Here is a 15,753-nt window from a genome sequence, read left to right as displayed (position 1 = left end):
CTGCCGCGAAAGATTCGCGTGCGGCTTAGGATCACCCTCGTGAATATGCGCTGAATAATAAACCCCGGGCGATACCGGGTTCCCCTCCTACGGAAAATTCAGGCCGGGCGACGTCCCCGCACCCAGACGCCGAATGCGATCAGCACCGCGCCTGCAAGTGCGAACCAGGTGATGGCGTATTGCAGATGGTCGTCTTTCAGATGCACGTCGAGCGCACCCGGACGCGGGATGCCGTTCTCGGGCGCGGGCTGCTCCAGATCGATATAGAAGGGCGCGACGGTGCCCCAGCCGAGGGCACTTGCGATCGCCAGATGATCGCGCACGAACCACAGCCGCTTGTCGCGGTTGTCCGCCGGCGTCATCCAGCCCGGCGCCTCGGGAAAGCGAAGATAGCCGGTGAGCGTGATGGGCGCGCCGGTGACGAGCTTCTTGACCGCGCGATCCTCGACGCTGCGGTCCTGCATCGTGTTCTCGACGAAGCCCACATCGATCACGACCATCTCGCCGGTCGGCAGCCGCGCCGGCAGGAAAGCCCAGGTGCCGGGACCGGAGGCATCCTTGCGCACCGCCGAGCCGGACGAATAAACCATCGCATCGGGCAGCGGCGCATAGGTCGCGGTGAAGCTGACGCGGCGGAATTCGTCGCGCGCGGGATTGAGCGCGGCCCATTGCGAAGGCGGCGGCAGTGCGACCGGCGCGTCGGCGAGGCGTTCGGTGAGCGCCGCGACCAGCTCGTGCTTGGCGGTCCGGCGCTGCAATTGCCAGAAGCCAAGTGCGAGGAAAACGGCGGTCAGGAACAGCGTGAACAGCGCGAAGCCAGCCACGCGAGGCTTGCGCGCAGTCTCGTTCATTTCGCGCGGTCGATCAGCCGGCCCGGCGCCGCCTTGTGGTGGAATTGCAGCGCGATCAGCAGCGACTTCATCGCACGCAGCGGCAACAGCGTGGTGGCGAGGATCATCGGCAGCCACAGCACCGCATGCAGCCAGTATGGCGGCTGGTACTTGACCTCGACGATCAGCGCGCACGCGACGACGATGCCGCCGGCCAGCATGATGATGAAGATCGCCGGACCGTCGCCGGTATCGATGAAGGCATAGTCGAGACCGCAGCGGTCGCAGGAAGGCGCGAGCGTCAGGAAGCCCGCATAGAGCTTGCCTTGGCCGCAGCGCGGGCATTTGCAGGCAAGCCCGCGCATCGCGCTTTGCAGGACGGTGGTCTCGGGCCCGGATGTGCCAGCGTTGTCGTTCATGTCGCGGACTCTATCACAGTTTCTGCGGATGTTGGCCGTGGCCGAAAAGCAAAAGGGCGGCTCTGCGGCCGCCCTCTCTGATCGATCCAAAGCGGCTTAGTGCGCGCCGTGAGCCATGGTCTCGGCACCGTGTCCCCAGACATAGATGCAGAGGAACAGGAACAGCCACACCACGTCGACGAAGTGCCAGTACCAGGCGGCGAACTCGAAGCCGAGATGCTGCTTCGGCGTGAAGTGGCCGGCATAGGCGCGGACCAGGCAGACCAGCAGGAAGATGGTGCCGACCAGTACGTGGAAGCCGTGGAAGCCGGTCGCCATGAAGAAGGTCGCGCCATAGACGTTGCCGGCGAAGGAGAACGCCGCGTGGCTGTACTCATAGGCCTGCACGCAGGTGAACAGCGCGCCGAGCACAACGGTGAGGATCAGGCCGTATTTCAGGCCCTGGCGATCGTTCTCGAGCAGCGCGTGGTGCGCCCAGGTCACCGTGGTGCCTGACGTCAGCAGGATCAGCGTGTTCAGGAGCGGCAGATGCCAGGGATCGAAGGTCTCGATGCCGTGGGGCGGCCAGGTGCCGGGGACCGCGCAGGCGCCGGCCTGGGTGCCGAGGCCGCAACCGAACACCGCATCGCGGGTGGCGTGGACGGCGTCGGCCGGGAACAGCGCCGCGTTGAAATAAGCCCAGAACCAGGCGACGAAGAACATCACCTCGGAAGCGATGAACAGGATCATGCCGTAGCGGTGATGCAACTGCACGACGCGGGTGTGGTCGCCCTTGTACTGGGCTTCCTTGATCACGTCGCCCCACCAGCTCGCCATGGTGTAGAGCACGCCGACGGTGCCGACGCCGAACACGATCGGCGCAGCCGAGAACATGTGGTGCATCCAGGCGATCGCGCCGACCGCCATGATGAAGGCCGAGAGCGAACCGACCGCCGGCCACGGAGACGGATCGACCAGGTGATAGTCGTGATGCTTGCCTTGCGCCGTAGCCATTTCCGTCTCTCTCCTCAATCCCGTGCCTGTCCGGCACTTATCCCCTTATGTCCAACCCCGTGGCGTGAGCCCGGCGGTCAGAGATTTCCCTTGCGCCTGTCGTTTTCGCCCGATGCCAGCGGCTTCACCACCGGATCCTTCACCGGATAGAACGTGTAGGACAGCGTGATCGTGTTCAGCCCGTCGTTCTCGTGATCGTCGGCGATCGACGGATCGACATAGAACACGACCGGCATCTCGCGCTTCTCGCCGGGCGCCATGGTCTGCTCGGTGAAGCAGAAGCAGTTGATCTTCTGGAAGTACGACCCGACCGTCAGCGGCGCGACATTGTAGGCGGCCTGGCCCACGGTGGTCCGCGCCGCCTGGTTGGTCACGGTGTAGAACACCGTCACGACCTGGCCGATATTGACCTCGACCTCGTTCTGCTCCGGCTCGAACTTCCAGGGCAGGCCGGGTGCGACGTTGGAGTCGAAGCGCACCGCGATCTTGCGCGCGATCGGACCGGTCGCCGGCGCCGAGATCGCAACCTGCGTTGTGCCGTTGAAGCCGGTGGCGCGGCAGAACCAGTTGTAGAACGGCACCGCCGCGTAGGAGGCGCCGACCATCAGCGCGACCACGGCGCCGCAGATCGAGGCAACCACCACATCGCGACCGAGCCCGCGGCCCTTGGCACGGTTCCTGGCCGGCTTGGCGCTGACGTCCTGCAATATGGCGGGCTCGTGATCCATGTTTCCTACATCGGCCGGACTAGCACTGCCGGCCCCTTGACCATGGTGACGGCGAAGAACAGCACCACGAGTACGCCGAGCGCGAGCGCAATGGCGATGGAGCGCTGGCGACGGCTCTTCTGCTGCGCCTCGGTGAGGACGATTCCATCTGGCTCACGTTTGTCAGCCATTCCTGCCTCATGCGCCCCAAACCATCGGAGCAACCGCCCGGAACACGACCTCGGCCAGCAGGGTCGCGAACAGCGCGAACAGATACAGGATCGAGAAAGCGAAAAGCTTGCGGGTCGCGCGCAGCGACTGGCTGCGCTCGCGGCGCATATAGACGTTGATCGCGAGCACCAGCATGCCGGCGCCGAGGATCAGCGAGACCACGCCGTAGATGGCGTCGAAATAGCCGAGCGCCCAGGGCGCGGCGGCGACCGCGATCAGCACGATGGTGTAGAGCAGGATCTGGAGCCGCGTCGCGTCGGGACCGGCGACGTTGGGCAGCATCGGAATGCCGGCGCGGGCGTAATCGTCGGAACGGAACAGCGCCAATGCCCAGAAGTGCGGCGGGGTCCAGAAGAAGATGATGGCGAACAGCAGCAGCGGCTCGACGTCGACCGTGCCGGTCACCGCGGCCCAGGCCACCACCGGCGGCAGCGCGCCGGCAGCGCCGCCGATCACGATGTTCTGTGCGGTCCGGCGCTTCAGACCCATCGTGTAGATCACGACGTAGAAGAAGATGGTGAAGGCGAGCAGCGCGCCCGCGATCCAGTTGACGAGGATGCCGAGCGTCATCACCGAGAAGAAGGACAGCGTCAGGCCGAACGCCATCGCCTCGGGCCGGGTGATGCGACCGCGCGGAATCGGCCGGTTTGCCGTGCGCGACATCTTGGCGTCGATATCGCCTTCGAGCGCCATGTTGAGCGCGCCGGACGCGCCGGCGCCGACGGCGATGCAGAGCAGCGAGGTGATCGCCAGCACCCAGTGGAAATGCCCGGGCGCCATCGCCATCCCGACCAGCGCGGTGAAGATCACCAGCGACATCACCCGCGGCTTCAACAGCGCAATGTAGTCGCCCACCTCCGCTTCGGAGATGCGAGGATTGATGTCGATGGCGTTCTGGTCGAGGACGGACACTTAAGTTTACTCGCTTCGTTATAGAGCCGCGGCGCCCGTCACGGGCGCCGCGGGAGATTGATCACTGCACGCGGGGCAGCACTTCGAACTGGTGGAAGGGCGGCGGCGAGGACAGCGTCCACTCCAGCGTGGTCGCACCTGCACCCCACGGATTGTCGCCGGCCGGCACCTTGCGGGCGAAAGCGTCAATCACGCAGTAGAGGAAGATCAGGACGCCGAAGCCGGAGATGTAGGAGCCGAGCGAGGAGACCAGGTTCCAGCCCGCGAACGCGTCGGGATAGTCGACGTAGCGGCGGGGCATGCCCGACAGGCCGAGGAAGTGCTGCGGGAAGAACACCAGGTTGACGCCGATGAAGGTGACCCAGAAGTGCAGCTTCGCGAGGCTTTCATTGTACATGTAGCCCGTCATCTTCGGGAACCAGTAGTACCAGCCGGCGAAGATCGCGAACACCGCACCGAGCGACAGCACGTAGTGGAAGTGCGCGACGACGTAGTAGGTCTCCTGCAGCACGCGGTCGACGCCAGCATTCGCCAGCACGACGCCGGTGACGCCACCGACCGTAAACAGGAAGATGAAGCCCACCGCCCAGATCATCGGGGCGCGGAATTCGATCGAGCCGCCCCACATCGTGGCAATCCAGGAGAAGATCTTCACGCCGGTCGGCACCGCGATCACCATCGTGGCGGCGACGAAATAGGCCTGCGTCGCCGAGGACATGCCGACCGTGTACATGTGGTGCGCCCACACCACGAAGCCAATGCCGCCGATCGCGACCATGGCGTAGGCCATGCCGAGGTAACCGAACACGGGCTTGCGCGAGAAGGTGGAGACGATCTGGCTGATCATGCCGAAGCCGGGCAGGATCAGGATGTACACCTCAGGGTGGCCGAAGAACCAGAACAGATGCTGGAACAGCACGGGGTCGCCGCCGCCGTCGGGCGCGAAGAACGTCGTGCCAAAATTGCGATCGGTGAGCAGCATGGTGATCGCACCGGCGAGCACCGGCAACGACAGCAGCAGCAGGAACACCGTCACCAGGATCGACCACACGAACAGCGGCATCTTGTGCAGGGTCATGCCCGGCGCGCGCATGTTGAAGATGGTGGTGATGAAGTTGATGGCGCCGAGGATCGACGAGGCGCCCGCCAGATGCAGCGACAGGATTGCGAAGTCGACGGCCGGGCCCGGATGGCCGGAGCTCGACAGCGGCACGTACATGGTCCAGCCGGCGCCGACGCCGTTGGCACCCGGCTCGCCCTCGACGAAGGTCGACATCAGCAGCAGGCCGAAGGAAGCCGGCAGCAGCCAGAACGAGATGTTGTTCATGCGCGGGAACGCCATGTCCGGCGCGCCGATCATCAGCGGCACGAACCAGTTGCCGAACCCGCCGATCATCGCGGGCATGACCATGAAGAAGATCATGATCAGGCCGTGGCTGGTCACGAAGACGTTGTAGGTGTGCGTCTCGTGGAAGATCTGCACGCCCGGATACATCAGCTCGGCACGGATCGCGATCGACATCGCGGCACCGATCACGCCGGCAATGACCGCGAAGATCAGGTACATCGTGCCGATGTCCTTGTGGTTGGTCGAATAGACGTAGCGCCGCCATCCGGTCGGATGGGCGTGCTCGTGGTCATGTCCGTGGTCTTGCGCGTGATCGCCGTGTGCCGCTGCGCTCGTTGCCATTTTCAAATCCTGCCTTGCGTCCCAATCGGACCTTTGGAGGTCCCGCCCTTTATATCGCTCTCATTCCCCTCAGGCCGTCCCCCGGCGCTTACTGCGTCGGGCCGGCCGCGGAGGCGTAGGTGCTGGTGCCGCCGCTCGCAAATTTCTTCTTCGCCGTCTCGACCCAGGAGGCGAACTCCTGATCGTTCACCACGCGAATCGCGATCGGCATGAAGGCGTGGTCCTTGCCGCAGAGCTCCGAACACTGGCCATAGAACATGCCGGTCTTGGTGGCCTTGAACCAGGTCTCGTTCAGCCGCCCCGGAATCGCGTCGATCTTGACGCCGAAAGCCGGCAGCGCAAAGGCGTGGATGACGTCTGCGCCGGTGACCTGGACGCGAATCACCTTGTTGACCGGCACCACCATCTCGTTGTCGACGCCGAGCAGACGGGGCTGCTTGTCCTGGGCCATCAGCGAGTCGAACTCGAACTTGCCGTTATCCGGGTAGGCATAGGACCAATACCACTGCTTGCCGGTCGCCTTGATGGTCAAATCCGCCTTCGGCACATCGAGCTCGAGGAACAGCAGACGGAACGACGGCACCGAGATACCAACCAGGATCAGCACCGGAACCAGCGTCCACGCCACCTCGATCAGCGTGTTGTGGGTGGTCCGCGACGGCACCGGATTGGCCCTCGCGTTGAACTTGACGACCACGATTACCAGCAGCGCCAGGACGAACAGCGTGATCAGCGTGATCAGCACGAACAGGAAATTGTGGAACCAGACGATGTTGTCCATCACCGGCGAACCGGATTCCTGAAGTGTCCATTCCCACGGCCTCGGCTGCCCGAGCTCGGCGAATGCCGCGCCACCCGTCGCCAGCGTCAGACCCGCCACGGCCAATCCCAGCAAGTGCCGGCCCACCTGGCCCATCGACATCCTCATGCCGTCGCGCTCCCCTTACGAAATCACCCCAAGTGCATTCCCCTGTTTCCGGGAAACGCTTATCGATTCGTCCGTCTGACAAACCGCCGCGCAAGAATACCTCTAAGAGGAATTGGGGCCAGATCGCTAGAACGCCGAAATCAAGCCTCTCAAACCATAATTCTTGATCTATCGCAATGCAGTCTTGAGGCCTGTCTGCCAGCGATCACCCGCCAGATATTTCGTAGTAAGATCAGACAAAAATACCGTTTCCCGGGATGCTGCCGCTTGACAGCGGAATTGCCCGCGGTACGCACTGGCGGAGAGCCGCGCAGGAACCTGATTCGTGCGGGCGATGGCGGTGTGGGCGGCGCGGAATTTGCTTGCGAATCGCCTTCAAGACGCCGTCATTCCCGTATCAGTCCGCCAGGTGCGAGCGATCCAGGCGAGCAGAGGGACCGACCCGATGGGGTTTTCGAAAGGCATGGCAAGGCGGGCTAAGAGGCAGGCTCGCGGCCTCACGGTTCTGGCGGCCCTGCTGGCTGCGGTCACCCTCCTGGCGCTGCCCGGCCTTGCCCATGCGCAGGGCGCGGTGCGCTCCGTCCATGGCGACTGGCAGATCCGCTGCGACACCCCACCGGGCGCCCAGGCCGAGCAATGCGCCCTGATCCAGAGCGTGGTGGCCGAAGACCGCTCCAATGCCGGCCTGACCGTGATCGTGCTCAAGACCGCCGACCAGAAGAGCCGCCTGATGCGCGTGGTGGCGCCGCTCGGCGTCCTGCTGCCCTCCGGCCTCGGCCTCAAGCTCGACAATCAGGACGTCGGCCGCGCCGGCTTCGTGCGCTGCCTGCCCAATGGCTGCGTCGCCGAGGTCGTCATGGACGACAAGCTGCTCGGCCAGCTCCGCAGCGCCAAGACAGCGACCTTCATCATCTTCGAGACGCCTGAAGAAGGCATTGGCTTTCCGCTCAGCCTGAACGGGCTCGGCGAAGGCTACGACAAGCTGCCGTAGGCGCCGGCAACAACATCCAGACTGCTGGTCCCGTCATCCTGCTGATCCCGTCATCCTGAGGTGCGAGGCTTGCGATGCAAAGCATCGTGAGCTGAGCCTCGAAGGATGAACGGCCGAGCTGCCAGCCGGGCCGTCGCCCTTCGAGGCTCGCCTTGCTGCGCAAGGCGAGCGCCTCAGGATGACGGGGATGGATGAGAGCGCGCGATGGAAGCTTTCGATATGCGGTTCGGATATGGCAATGATTTCAATCATGTCGTTTCAGTAATGTGACGGTCCGCCCTCTCGCCGAACGGCCGGGAAGCCATTATCTTGCCTGACATCTCTCCGACAATGGGTGATCGATGACCAACCCCGCCACAACCTCCCTGCTCGACCGTGCCAATCTCGACCGCGACCAGGTTCGCAACGAGGTGGCGCGCGGGCTTGCCGGCGCCGACGACGGTGAACTGTTCCTGGAATACAGCCAGACCGAAGCGCTGATGTTCGACAATGGGCGGCTCAAGCAGGCGACCTACGACACCTCGCAGGGTTTTGGACTGCGCGCCGTCAAGGACGACGCGGTCGGCTACGCCCATTCCTCCGACGTGTCGCTGCCGGCGCTGATTCGCGCCGCCGACGCGGTCGCGGCTGTGCGGGGCGGCTACTCCGGCAGCTTTTCCGCCCCGCCGGCGCATACCAACGTGCGGCTTTATAGCGACGACAACCCGCTCGACGCCCCCGGCTTCGAGACCAAGGTCAAGCTGCTCGCCGAGATCGACGCCTATTTGCGCGACAAGGATCAGCGGGTACGGCAGGTCAGCGTCAGCTTGGGCGCGACCTGGCAGGTCGTCGAGATCCTGCGGCCCGATGGCGAAAGCTATCGCGACATCCGCCCGCTGGTGCGCGTCAACATCTCCGTCGTCGCCGGCCAGGGCGACCGCCAGGAGAGCGGCAGCAAGGGCTATGGCGGCCGCGCCGGCTATGCCGAATTCATCGAGAGCAAGAACTGGCGCGACGCCGCCGATGGCGCACTGCGCGAGGCGCTGGTCAATCTGGAATCGATTCCCGCCCCCGCCGGCGAGATGGATGTCGTGCTCGGGGCCGGCTGGCCCGGCGTGATGCTGCATGAAGCGGTCGGTCACGGCCTCGAAGGCGACTTCAACCGCAAGAAGACGTCTGCATTTACCGGCCTGATGGGCAAGCAGGTCGCGGCCAAAGGCGTCACTGTGGTCGACGACGGCACCATCGCCTCGCGCCGCGGCTCGCTGTCGATCGACGACGAGGGCACGCCGACCAACCGCACCGTGCTGATCGAGGACGGCATCCTGGTCGGCTACATGCAGGACCGCCAGAACGCGCGCCTGATGAACATGAAGCCAACCGGCAACGGCCGCCGCCAGGGTTATGCCCATGTGCCGATGCCGCGCATGACCAACACCTACATGCTCGCCGGCGACCGCGATCCCGCAGAGATCCTCGCTTCCGTGAAGAACGGCGTGTTCGCCGCGAATTTCGGCGGCGGCCAGGTCGACATCACCTCGGGCAAATACGTCTTCCAGTGCACCGAGGCCTACAAGATCGAGAACGGCAAGATCGGCGCACCGCTGAAGGGTGCCATGCTGATCGGCAACGGGCCGACCGACTTGCATCGCATCCGCATGATCGGCAACGATCTCGCGCTCGATACCGGCATCGGCACGTGCGGCAAGAACGGCCAGGGCGTGCCTGTCGGCGTCGGCCAGCCGTCGCTTTTGATGGAACGCATTACGGTGGGTGGAACGGGCGCATGAGCATTGAGAAAGTAACTGCCGCTCCGAAGCGGAAGAGCAGCGGCTGGGGCGGCCAGTTGATGCAGCTCGCCGGCATCGTCGCCGCCGTGTTCATCGCCAAGGGCGCGCTCGCCGAGCCGTTCTACGTGCCGTCGGGCTCGATGGAACCGACGCTGCTGATCGGCGATGCGCTGCTCGCCTCGAAATTCCCTTATGGCTACGGCACCTCGTCGCTGCCGATCCAGATCAACCTGCCCGAGACCGGACGCGTCTTCGCCGAAACGCCGAAGCAGGGCGACGTCGTGGTGTTCCGCTGGCCGGGCGATCGCTCGCAGGCCTGGGTCAAGCGCGTCGTGGGTCTGCCCGGCGACCGCATCCAGATGCGCCAGGGCCAGCTCTTCATCAACGACCGTCCCGCCGAGCTGAAGCCCGATGGCGTTGGCGCGGCCGAGGACGACAATGGCGGCAGCGAGCCCGCCCATCGCTATGTCGAGACGCTGCCGAACGGCGTCTCGCATTTGATCTTCAAGATGCGCGACAACGGCCCGCTCGACAATACGCCCGAGGTGACGGTGCCGCCCGGCCATCTCTTCGTGCTCGGCGACAACCGCGACAATTCCGCCGACAGCCGCGTGCCCTTGCGCTCCGGCGGCGTCGGCATGCTGCCGATCGACAATCTGGTCGGACGCGCGGATGCCGTGCTTGGCTCCTGGGATCTCGGCATCCGTGGCCAGCCGGTCTGGACCTGGCTGTCCGGTTTCCGTCTCACCCGGTTCTTTACCGCCGTGCACTGAGCTGATCCCAAATGACCTTCGACGACGTCAGAAAACTTGCGCTGACGTGGCCGGAGGTCGAGGACGGCACCTCCTACGGCACGCCTGCGCTGAAAGTGCGCAAGAAGATGCTGGTGCGCCTGAAAGAGGACGGCGACAGCCTGGTGATTCCTGATGTCCCGATCGACGAGCGCACGATGCTCGTCGAGAGCCAGCCAGAAATCTTCTATTTCACCGATCACTATGCCGACTATCCGATCGTGCTGATCCGCCTGTCCAAGGCGAAACGCGCCATCGTCGAGCCGTTCTTGCGGCGGCGCTGGCGTGTGCTGGCCTCGAAGGCGGCACGCGCCGCGTTCGACGCCAGCCTGTAGGTTATGGCCGCGATGGATCGCGATCGCTTCCTCGCACTGGCGCTGACGAATCCGGTCAATGCCGCGATCGTCGAGGAGCTCCATCGCCTCGCGCTGCCGGATGCGTGGCTGGTCGCGGGATGCCTGGTGCAGACTGTGTGGAACGTGATCACCAAGCGCGCCATCGACCATGGCATCTCCGACTATGACGTCTTCTATTTCGATCCCGATACCTCCTGGGAGGCGGAAGACGCGGTGATCCGGAATATGCATGCGCGGCTCGGGCATCTCGGCGCCAAGGTCGAGATCCGCAACCAGGCGCGCGTGCACCTGTGGTATCCCGACAAGCACGGCCTGCCCTATCCGCCATTGATGCGCTCGACTGATGGCATCGACCGCTTCCTGACGGAGAACACGCAAGTCGGCGTGAGGCGCGCAGGCGATGGCTATCAGGTCTACGCGCCGCACGGGTTCGACGACATGGCGGCGCTGATCGTGCGGCCCAACCGGGCGCTGAATTTTTCCGCCGCGAATTACGCGGCGAAAGCCGCGCGGTGGAAAGCGTTATGGCCGGAGATCACGGTGATCGCAGCGGAGTGAGATCTCGTAGGGCGGGCAAAGCGAAGCGTGCCCACGAGTTCTTGCATTCGCTGAAAGATCGTGGGCACGGCGCTTCGCGCCTTTGCCCACCCTACGACAGCAATGATAATCGAAGGAGCTGCGCCTACCGCACCACGCCGGACGTAAACCCCGCCTTCCGGCGCGGCGGCTTGATTTCCTTTTTCAGGAAACAGCGCGCTTCGCGCCCGGTGTAGCCGGGGCGGGCATAGGTGAAGGCGCGGCACTTGTTGTCGGCGGTGCAGGCGGCCTTGCAGGCTTCCTCGCCTTCCCCTTCCTTGAGCTCGAAGTTGCGCAGGTCACCACCGGGACGGTCGATCGACGTCTCCACGCCTTCGACGCGCGGCTCGATCACGCCGGCACCGCGCACACCGGAGATGCAGCAATTGCCCGGGACTCGCGGCGGCACGGTGTTCTTCAGCCAGCACACCGCCGCGGCGCCGTCGATATCGGGATAGCTGAAGCTCCAGGAGCGGCACTTGCGGTCGCGCTCGCACAGCAGCGCGCAATCCTCGGGATCGCCCGACGTGACCGGCTGACTGAAATAGTCGCCGCCCGGCCGGTCGAACGCCGTCTGGGCGCGCGCAGGCCCGCTCGCAAGCACGAGCGAAAGCAGCGTGACGCAGGCCACGACGCTTACCAGGCCCCTTGCCAGGCCCTTTGCCATGACGGCCCCGGACAGGCGGCCCTTCCCCATCGGAACAGCTTTCGAGTTATTGACGACGCTCAGGTTTTTCAGCCGGTCATTTGATCGCCGCAAACCTGTATGGGCGATGAACGGCTGATGGCCCGTCGTTGGCCTATTTACCTAGAGCTCCGTTGCGATGGAATCGGAACGGAGCTCTAGCTTCTTGTTTGGACGCGTTTTCTTTACGCGAACCGGTGTCCACTTCGCTCGAAAACGCTCTAGAAGGCGTATTCCGCGTAGGCCGGTTCCACCGAGCCCTTCCAGGGCCCATTGAACTTCTCAAGCATCTCCTCGGCCGGGGTCCGGCCGGAATCGATGATGCGATCGAGCGGCTCCAGATGCCGCGTCTCGTCGCGGCCGAGCTGGTCGATATGGCCGCGCCGGCGCAGGCCGGCATGTGCCAGAACGAGGCATTCCTTGGCGATCTCGAACAGATAGCGGTCCTTGATCCGCGACTTGAAACCGAAGCGCGGCACGTCGTCACGCAGCGCCTGGCGCTCATGCGCGCTCCAGTGCTTCACCAGGTCCCATGCGGCATCGAGCGACACATCGTCGTAGAGCAGCCCGGCCCAGAACGCCGACAGCGCCGGCAGACGGCCCCACGGGCCGCCGTCGGAGCCGCGCATCTCGAGATAGCGCTTGAGGCGCACCTCGGGGAAGATCGTCGAGAGATGGTTGGCCCAGTCCGACAGCGTCGGACGCTCGCCAGGCAGATTGTTGTTGCGGCCTTCGAAGAAGGCGCGGAACGAGGAGCCCGACACGTCGATGTAATCGTCGCCGCGCTTGACGAAATACATGGGCACGTCGAGCGCGTAGTCGACATAACGCTCGAACCCCATGCCGTCCTCGAACGCCCACGGCATCATGCCCGCGCGCGCATTGTCGGTGTCGCGCCAGATCTCGGAGCGGAAGGAGAGGAAGCCGTTCGGCTTGCCTTCGGTGAACGGCGAATTGGCAAACATTGCGGTCGCGACCGGCTGCAGCGCGAGCGAGACGCGCAGCTTCTTGACCATGTCGGCTTCGGACGAGAAGTCGAGATTGGTCTGCACCGTGCAGGTCCGGTACATCATGTCGAGGCCGTATTGGCCGACCTTCGGCATGTAATTGGTCATGATCTTGTAGCGGCCCTTGGGCATCACCGGAATGTCGGCGCGCGACCAGGACGGCGTCATGCCGAGACCGAGGAAGCCGATGCCGAGCGGGGTCGCGATCTCGCGCACCTGCGCCAGATGGGCCATCAGCTCGCTCTGGGTCTGGTGCACGTTCTCGACCGGCGCGCCGGAGAGCTCGAACTGTCCGCCGGGCTCCAGCGAGATCGCGCCGCCGCCGGTGACGTCGTAGAGGCCGATGATGTTGCCCTTCTCCATGATCGTCTCCCAGCCGAGCAGGAGCTTCATGCCTTCGAGCAGCGCGCCGATCCCGCGCGCGCCCTCGTAGGGCACCGGGCGGTGGCCTTCGAGCGTGAACGGCGTCTTCTCGTGCTCAGTGCCCATCCGCCATTCGGACGGCGGCTTGCAGCCGGCCTCGAACCACGCGACGAGCTCGTCGCGCGATTGCAGTGGCGTCATATCGATCTGGTCTCGCGCCATATCAAACTCTAATCAAAAGGGCGCTTCGATCGAAGGCGCGCGGGTGACGGGGATGGTCCGCGAACCCATCGGGCGCACGGACGAGCTGGTTTGCCGCGGGATCATCGCGACGGCGTTGTTTCGTTGGCGTGGACGACGGGCGGCAGCTTCATCTCGCCGCACGAGCAGCCCAGGCGGTCGAGCAGACCGCTGAGCTTGACGGCATCCGCATCGGACAGTTTCGAGCCGACATATTTCTCGATTGCGGCCGAATAGGCGCCCCACATCCGCTTCTGCAATTCGCGGCCCGCTTCCGTGATCTCGACGAACTGGCCGCGCTTGTCGATCTTGCATTCGCGCCGTGACGCAAGGCCCTCGTCGACCAGGCGGTCAATCAGGCGCGAGGTGGAGTATTGCGGGATCAGCATCTGCCGCTCGAGTTCCACCGGCCTGAGTTCACCGGACGGCGCACGCGACAGTTCGAGCAGCGCGTCGTACCATGCCAGCGGCGGGAACCCCGCCTTCTTCAGGTCCTGCTCGACGCAATCGAGCACGCGGCTCTGCACCCGCATCAGGCGGATCCAGGCGGAAGTAGCCTCGGTCGATGGTTTGCGTTTCATGGTCCCGCTCAAGCTCGTCGTCCGTCTCTTACCCCACTCGATGCACCTGCATCAATCTTGACTATTCCATGCAGGCGCATGTAGTCGTTCTTTCGCCCTAACCAAGCATCAAGAGGAGGAAATTCCATGAAACTCTATTACTCGCCCGGCGCCTGCTCCCTGTCCCCCCACATCGCGCTCCTGGAAGCCGGCCTGCCCTATGAGCTGGTCAAGGTAGATATCCGGGCCAAGAAGCTCGAAAATGGTGAGGATTATCTGAAGCTGAACCCCAAGGGCCAGGTCCCTGCGCTGGGCCTCGACAGCGGCGAGATCGTGACCGAAGGCCCGGTCATTGTCCAGATGATCGCCGACCAGGCCGCCGGCAAGGCGCTGGCGCCCGCCCACGGCAGCTCCGAACGCTACAAGCTGCTCGAATGGCTGAACTTCCTCACCTCGGAGGTGCACAAGAGCTTCGGTCCGCTGTTCGCGCCGGCGCTGAACGACGAGGCCAAGGCGTTCTTCAAGGACCGCGTCATGGGCAAGCTGAAATATATCGACAGTCAGCTTGCCAGCCGCGACTACCTGATGGGCAAGCAGTTCACCGTCGCCGACGGCTATCTCTTCACGATGCTGACCTGGGCCGACCGGATGAAGTTCGACTTCTCGGCGATGCCCCACCTCGCCGCCTACAAGGCCCGCGTCGCCGCGCGCCCGCAGGTGCAGGAAGCGCTGAAGAAGGAAGGCCTCGCGCAGGCCGCCTGAACGCTTGCACCGCGCAACAAGCCAAAGGCCGGATCAATGATCCGGCCTTTTATCTGCAGCAAGGCAACGCCGGCGCGAACCATTGCGCCGGATCATCGTACCTCTGAGCAGATTTAGTACCTCTCAATAGACCTATGAACTACTGTTCGCCAAATGTAAGTAGTGCTGTCTTGTCACCACCCGCAAAGCGGGCGAGCTTGGCGGGATTGCTTAGAGGATATGTGGGCTCGCACCGGGGTTGAACTTGACGATTGCCATCGTCCTGATCGCTGCAAGCGCATTGGCGGGAACAGCGACAGGCTACATTTTCAGAATCTGGGCGCTGATCATCATCTCGCCGTTCATCGCAATTGTGTCGGCGATCATTCTTCGCGTTTACGAATTCGGAATGCTGGCGGGCGTGGCCGTCATTGCGCTCTGTCTTGTCGCCTCACAGCTCGCCTACCTCGCCACATCCTATCTGCGGCACGCGCGGCACGTCTCAGCGCATGACGAAGTCGACGGCGATCCAGGCAAGGTAAGCGAGCATAAAATCCGCCGCCAGCACGAGTAACGCCAGCGCTGCCCAAAGCATGGGCCCCTTGCGACGCAGGCGCGCCGGTTTCTGTTGGGAGGCAACGCGCCCCGTTGCGGGCGCAAAGGCATATTTCGCGGTGAGATCGCGAGCGAGCGCGGTCTTCCGCAGCACCAAGGAGTTCATCAAGGACACTTTCTTATTTTCGTCTTCGACTTGCCGATGGGGCGGCAAGTGTCCCAACCAGTTCGTGACCCTGACCCGGAGCAAGACTGGTGCCAAGACCGAGCAAAAGAAGGGCGCTGCTTTGACGCGCCCATGACAATTGCGCGACATCGCGGCAGCGGGACTCTGCCACGGTTCCTACGCGGATTCTGTGAGTGGTTCCACAACCTGGAAGAGTTCTGACGCAACCGTGATGATGTCGTC

Annotated in this window: 18 protein-coding genes; 7 read left to right on the top strand and 11 right to left on the bottom strand. The window is 64.1% G+C overall.

What is annotated here, in order from left to right; genetic code table 11:
• Positions 1-98 precede the first annotated feature (98 nt).
• The 8 genes from RAD16_RS01745 to coxB form a co-directional block, all read right to left on the bottom strand.
• Positions 99-851 carry an SURF1 family protein gene (locus RAD16_RS01745; RefSeq protein ID WP_458156159.1) on the bottom strand — a complete coding sequence of 251 codons (753 nt, stop codon included), beginning with the start codon at positions 849-851 and terminating at the stop codon, positions 99-101.
• Positions 848-1,249, bottom strand: coding sequence for a DUF983 domain-containing protein (locus tag RAD16_RS01740; protein ID WP_458156158.1), 402 nt, complete (start codon positions 1,247-1,249; stop codon positions 848-850). Before RAD16_RS01740 ends, RAD16_RS01745 begins: the two co-directional genes overlap by 4 nt.
• A gap of 96 nt (positions 1,250-1,345) precedes the next feature.
• Positions 1,346-2,242, bottom strand: coding sequence for a cytochrome c oxidase subunit 3 (locus RAD16_RS01735; protein WP_458156157.1), 897 nt, complete (start codon positions 2,240-2,242; stop codon positions 1,346-1,348).
• Positions 2,243-2,319: 77 nt separating this feature from the next.
• Positions 2,320-2,970, bottom strand: coding sequence for a cytochrome c oxidase assembly protein (locus RAD16_RS01730; protein ID WP_458156156.1), 651 nt, complete (start codon positions 2,968-2,970; stop codon positions 2,320-2,322).
• A 5-nt stretch (positions 2,971-2,975) separates the two neighbouring features.
• The gene (locus tag RAD16_RS01725) at positions 2,976-3,140 is read right to left on the bottom strand and encodes a CoxF protein (protein ID WP_183245705.1); all 165 of its coding nucleotides are present in this window, start codon (positions 3,138-3,140) and stop codon (positions 2,976-2,978) included.
• Positions 3,141-3,147: 7 nt separating this feature from the next.
• Positions 3,148-4,092, bottom strand: coding sequence for a heme o synthase (locus RAD16_RS01720; protein WP_458156155.1), 945 nt, complete (start codon positions 4,090-4,092; stop codon positions 3,148-3,150).
• A 61-nt stretch (positions 4,093-4,153) separates the two neighbouring features.
• Positions 4,154-5,782 carry a cytochrome c oxidase subunit I gene (gene ctaD, locus RAD16_RS01715; RefSeq protein WP_458156154.1) on the bottom strand — a complete coding sequence of 543 codons (1,629 nt, stop codon included), beginning with the start codon at positions 5,780-5,782 and terminating at the stop codon, positions 4,154-4,156.
• A gap of 88 nt (positions 5,783-5,870) precedes the next feature.
• Positions 5,871-6,710 carry a cytochrome c oxidase subunit II gene (gene coxB, locus RAD16_RS01710; protein ID WP_458156153.1) on the bottom strand — a complete coding sequence of 280 codons (840 nt, stop codon included), beginning with the start codon at positions 6,708-6,710 and terminating at the stop codon, positions 5,871-5,873.
• 445 nt (positions 6,711-7,155) lie between these two features.
• Here coxB and RAD16_RS01705 point away from each other — a divergent pair, with 445 nt between their 5' ends.
• The 5 genes from RAD16_RS01705 to RAD16_RS01685 all read left to right on the top strand — a co-directional run bounded on the left by RAD16_RS01705 (position 7,156) and on the right by RAD16_RS01685 (position 11,175).
• Positions 7,156-7,701 (top strand): invasion associated locus B family protein, encoded by a 546-nt coding sequence (locus tag RAD16_RS01705; protein WP_458156152.1) that lies wholly within the window; start codon positions 7,156-7,158, stop codon positions 7,699-7,701.
• A gap of 341 nt (positions 7,702-8,042) precedes the next feature.
• A complete protein-coding gene (gene tldD, locus RAD16_RS01700) occupies positions 8,043-9,470 on the top strand; it encodes a metalloprotease TldD (RefSeq protein ID WP_458156151.1) in 1,428 nt (475 codons plus the stop codon).
• Positions 9,467-10,243, top strand: a complete 777-nt coding sequence (gene lepB / locus RAD16_RS01695; RefSeq protein WP_458156150.1) for a signal peptidase I — start codon at positions 9,467-9,469, stop codon at positions 10,241-10,243. The genes tldD and lepB overlap by 4 nt, the downstream gene beginning before the upstream one ends.
• A gap of 11 nt (positions 10,244-10,254) precedes the next feature.
• Positions 10,255-10,596, top strand: coding sequence for an MmcQ/YjbR family DNA-binding protein (locus RAD16_RS01690; protein ID WP_458156149.1), 342 nt, complete (start codon positions 10,255-10,257; stop codon positions 10,594-10,596).
• A gap of 12 nt (positions 10,597-10,608) precedes the next feature.
• Complete coding sequence (locus RAD16_RS01685) at positions 10,609-11,175, top strand: nucleotidyltransferase family protein (protein WP_458156148.1); 567 nt, start codon at positions 10,609-10,611, stop codon at positions 11,173-11,175.
• Positions 11,176-11,299: 124 nt separating this feature from the next.
• Here the strand turns inward: RAD16_RS01685 and RAD16_RS01680 are convergent, their stop codons facing one another.
• The 3 genes from RAD16_RS01680 to RAD16_RS01670 all read right to left on the bottom strand — a co-directional run bounded on the left by RAD16_RS01680 (position 11,300) and on the right by RAD16_RS01670 (position 14,069).
• The gene (locus tag RAD16_RS01680) at positions 11,300-11,890 is read right to left on the bottom strand and encodes a PAN domain-containing protein (RefSeq protein ID WP_458156147.1); all 591 of its coding nucleotides are present in this window, start codon (positions 11,888-11,890) and stop codon (positions 11,300-11,302) included.
• Between the two features lie 209 nt (positions 11,891-12,099).
• Positions 12,100-13,470, bottom strand: a complete 1,371-nt coding sequence (locus RAD16_RS01675) for a glutamate--cysteine ligase (protein WP_458156146.1) — start codon at positions 13,468-13,470, stop codon at positions 12,100-12,102.
• Positions 13,471-13,571: 101 nt separating this feature from the next.
• Positions 13,572-14,069, bottom strand: a complete 498-nt coding sequence (locus RAD16_RS01670) for a MarR family winged helix-turn-helix transcriptional regulator (RefSeq protein ID WP_212302761.1) — start codon at positions 14,067-14,069, stop codon at positions 13,572-13,574.
• Between the two features lie 126 nt (positions 14,070-14,195).
• On the opposite strand from RAD16_RS01670, the gene gstA reads away from it, so the two are divergent.
• A complete protein-coding gene (gene gstA / locus RAD16_RS01665) occupies positions 14,196-14,810 on the top strand; it encodes a glutathione transferase GstA (protein ID WP_458156145.1) in 615 nt (204 codons plus the stop codon).
• 244 nt (positions 14,811-15,054) lie between these two features.
• The gene (locus RAD16_RS01660) at positions 15,055-15,363 is read left to right on the top strand and encodes a hypothetical protein (protein ID WP_458156144.1); all 309 of its coding nucleotides are present in this window, start codon (positions 15,055-15,057) and stop codon (positions 15,361-15,363) included.
• Positions 15,364-15,753 lie beyond the last annotated feature (390 nt).

The sequence above is a fragment of the Bradyrhizobium sp. 18BD genome (genome assembly GCF_054185225.1).
The sequence above is the reverse complement of the archived record's forward strand: the minus strand, read 5'-3'. Positions and strand labels throughout refer to the sequence as shown.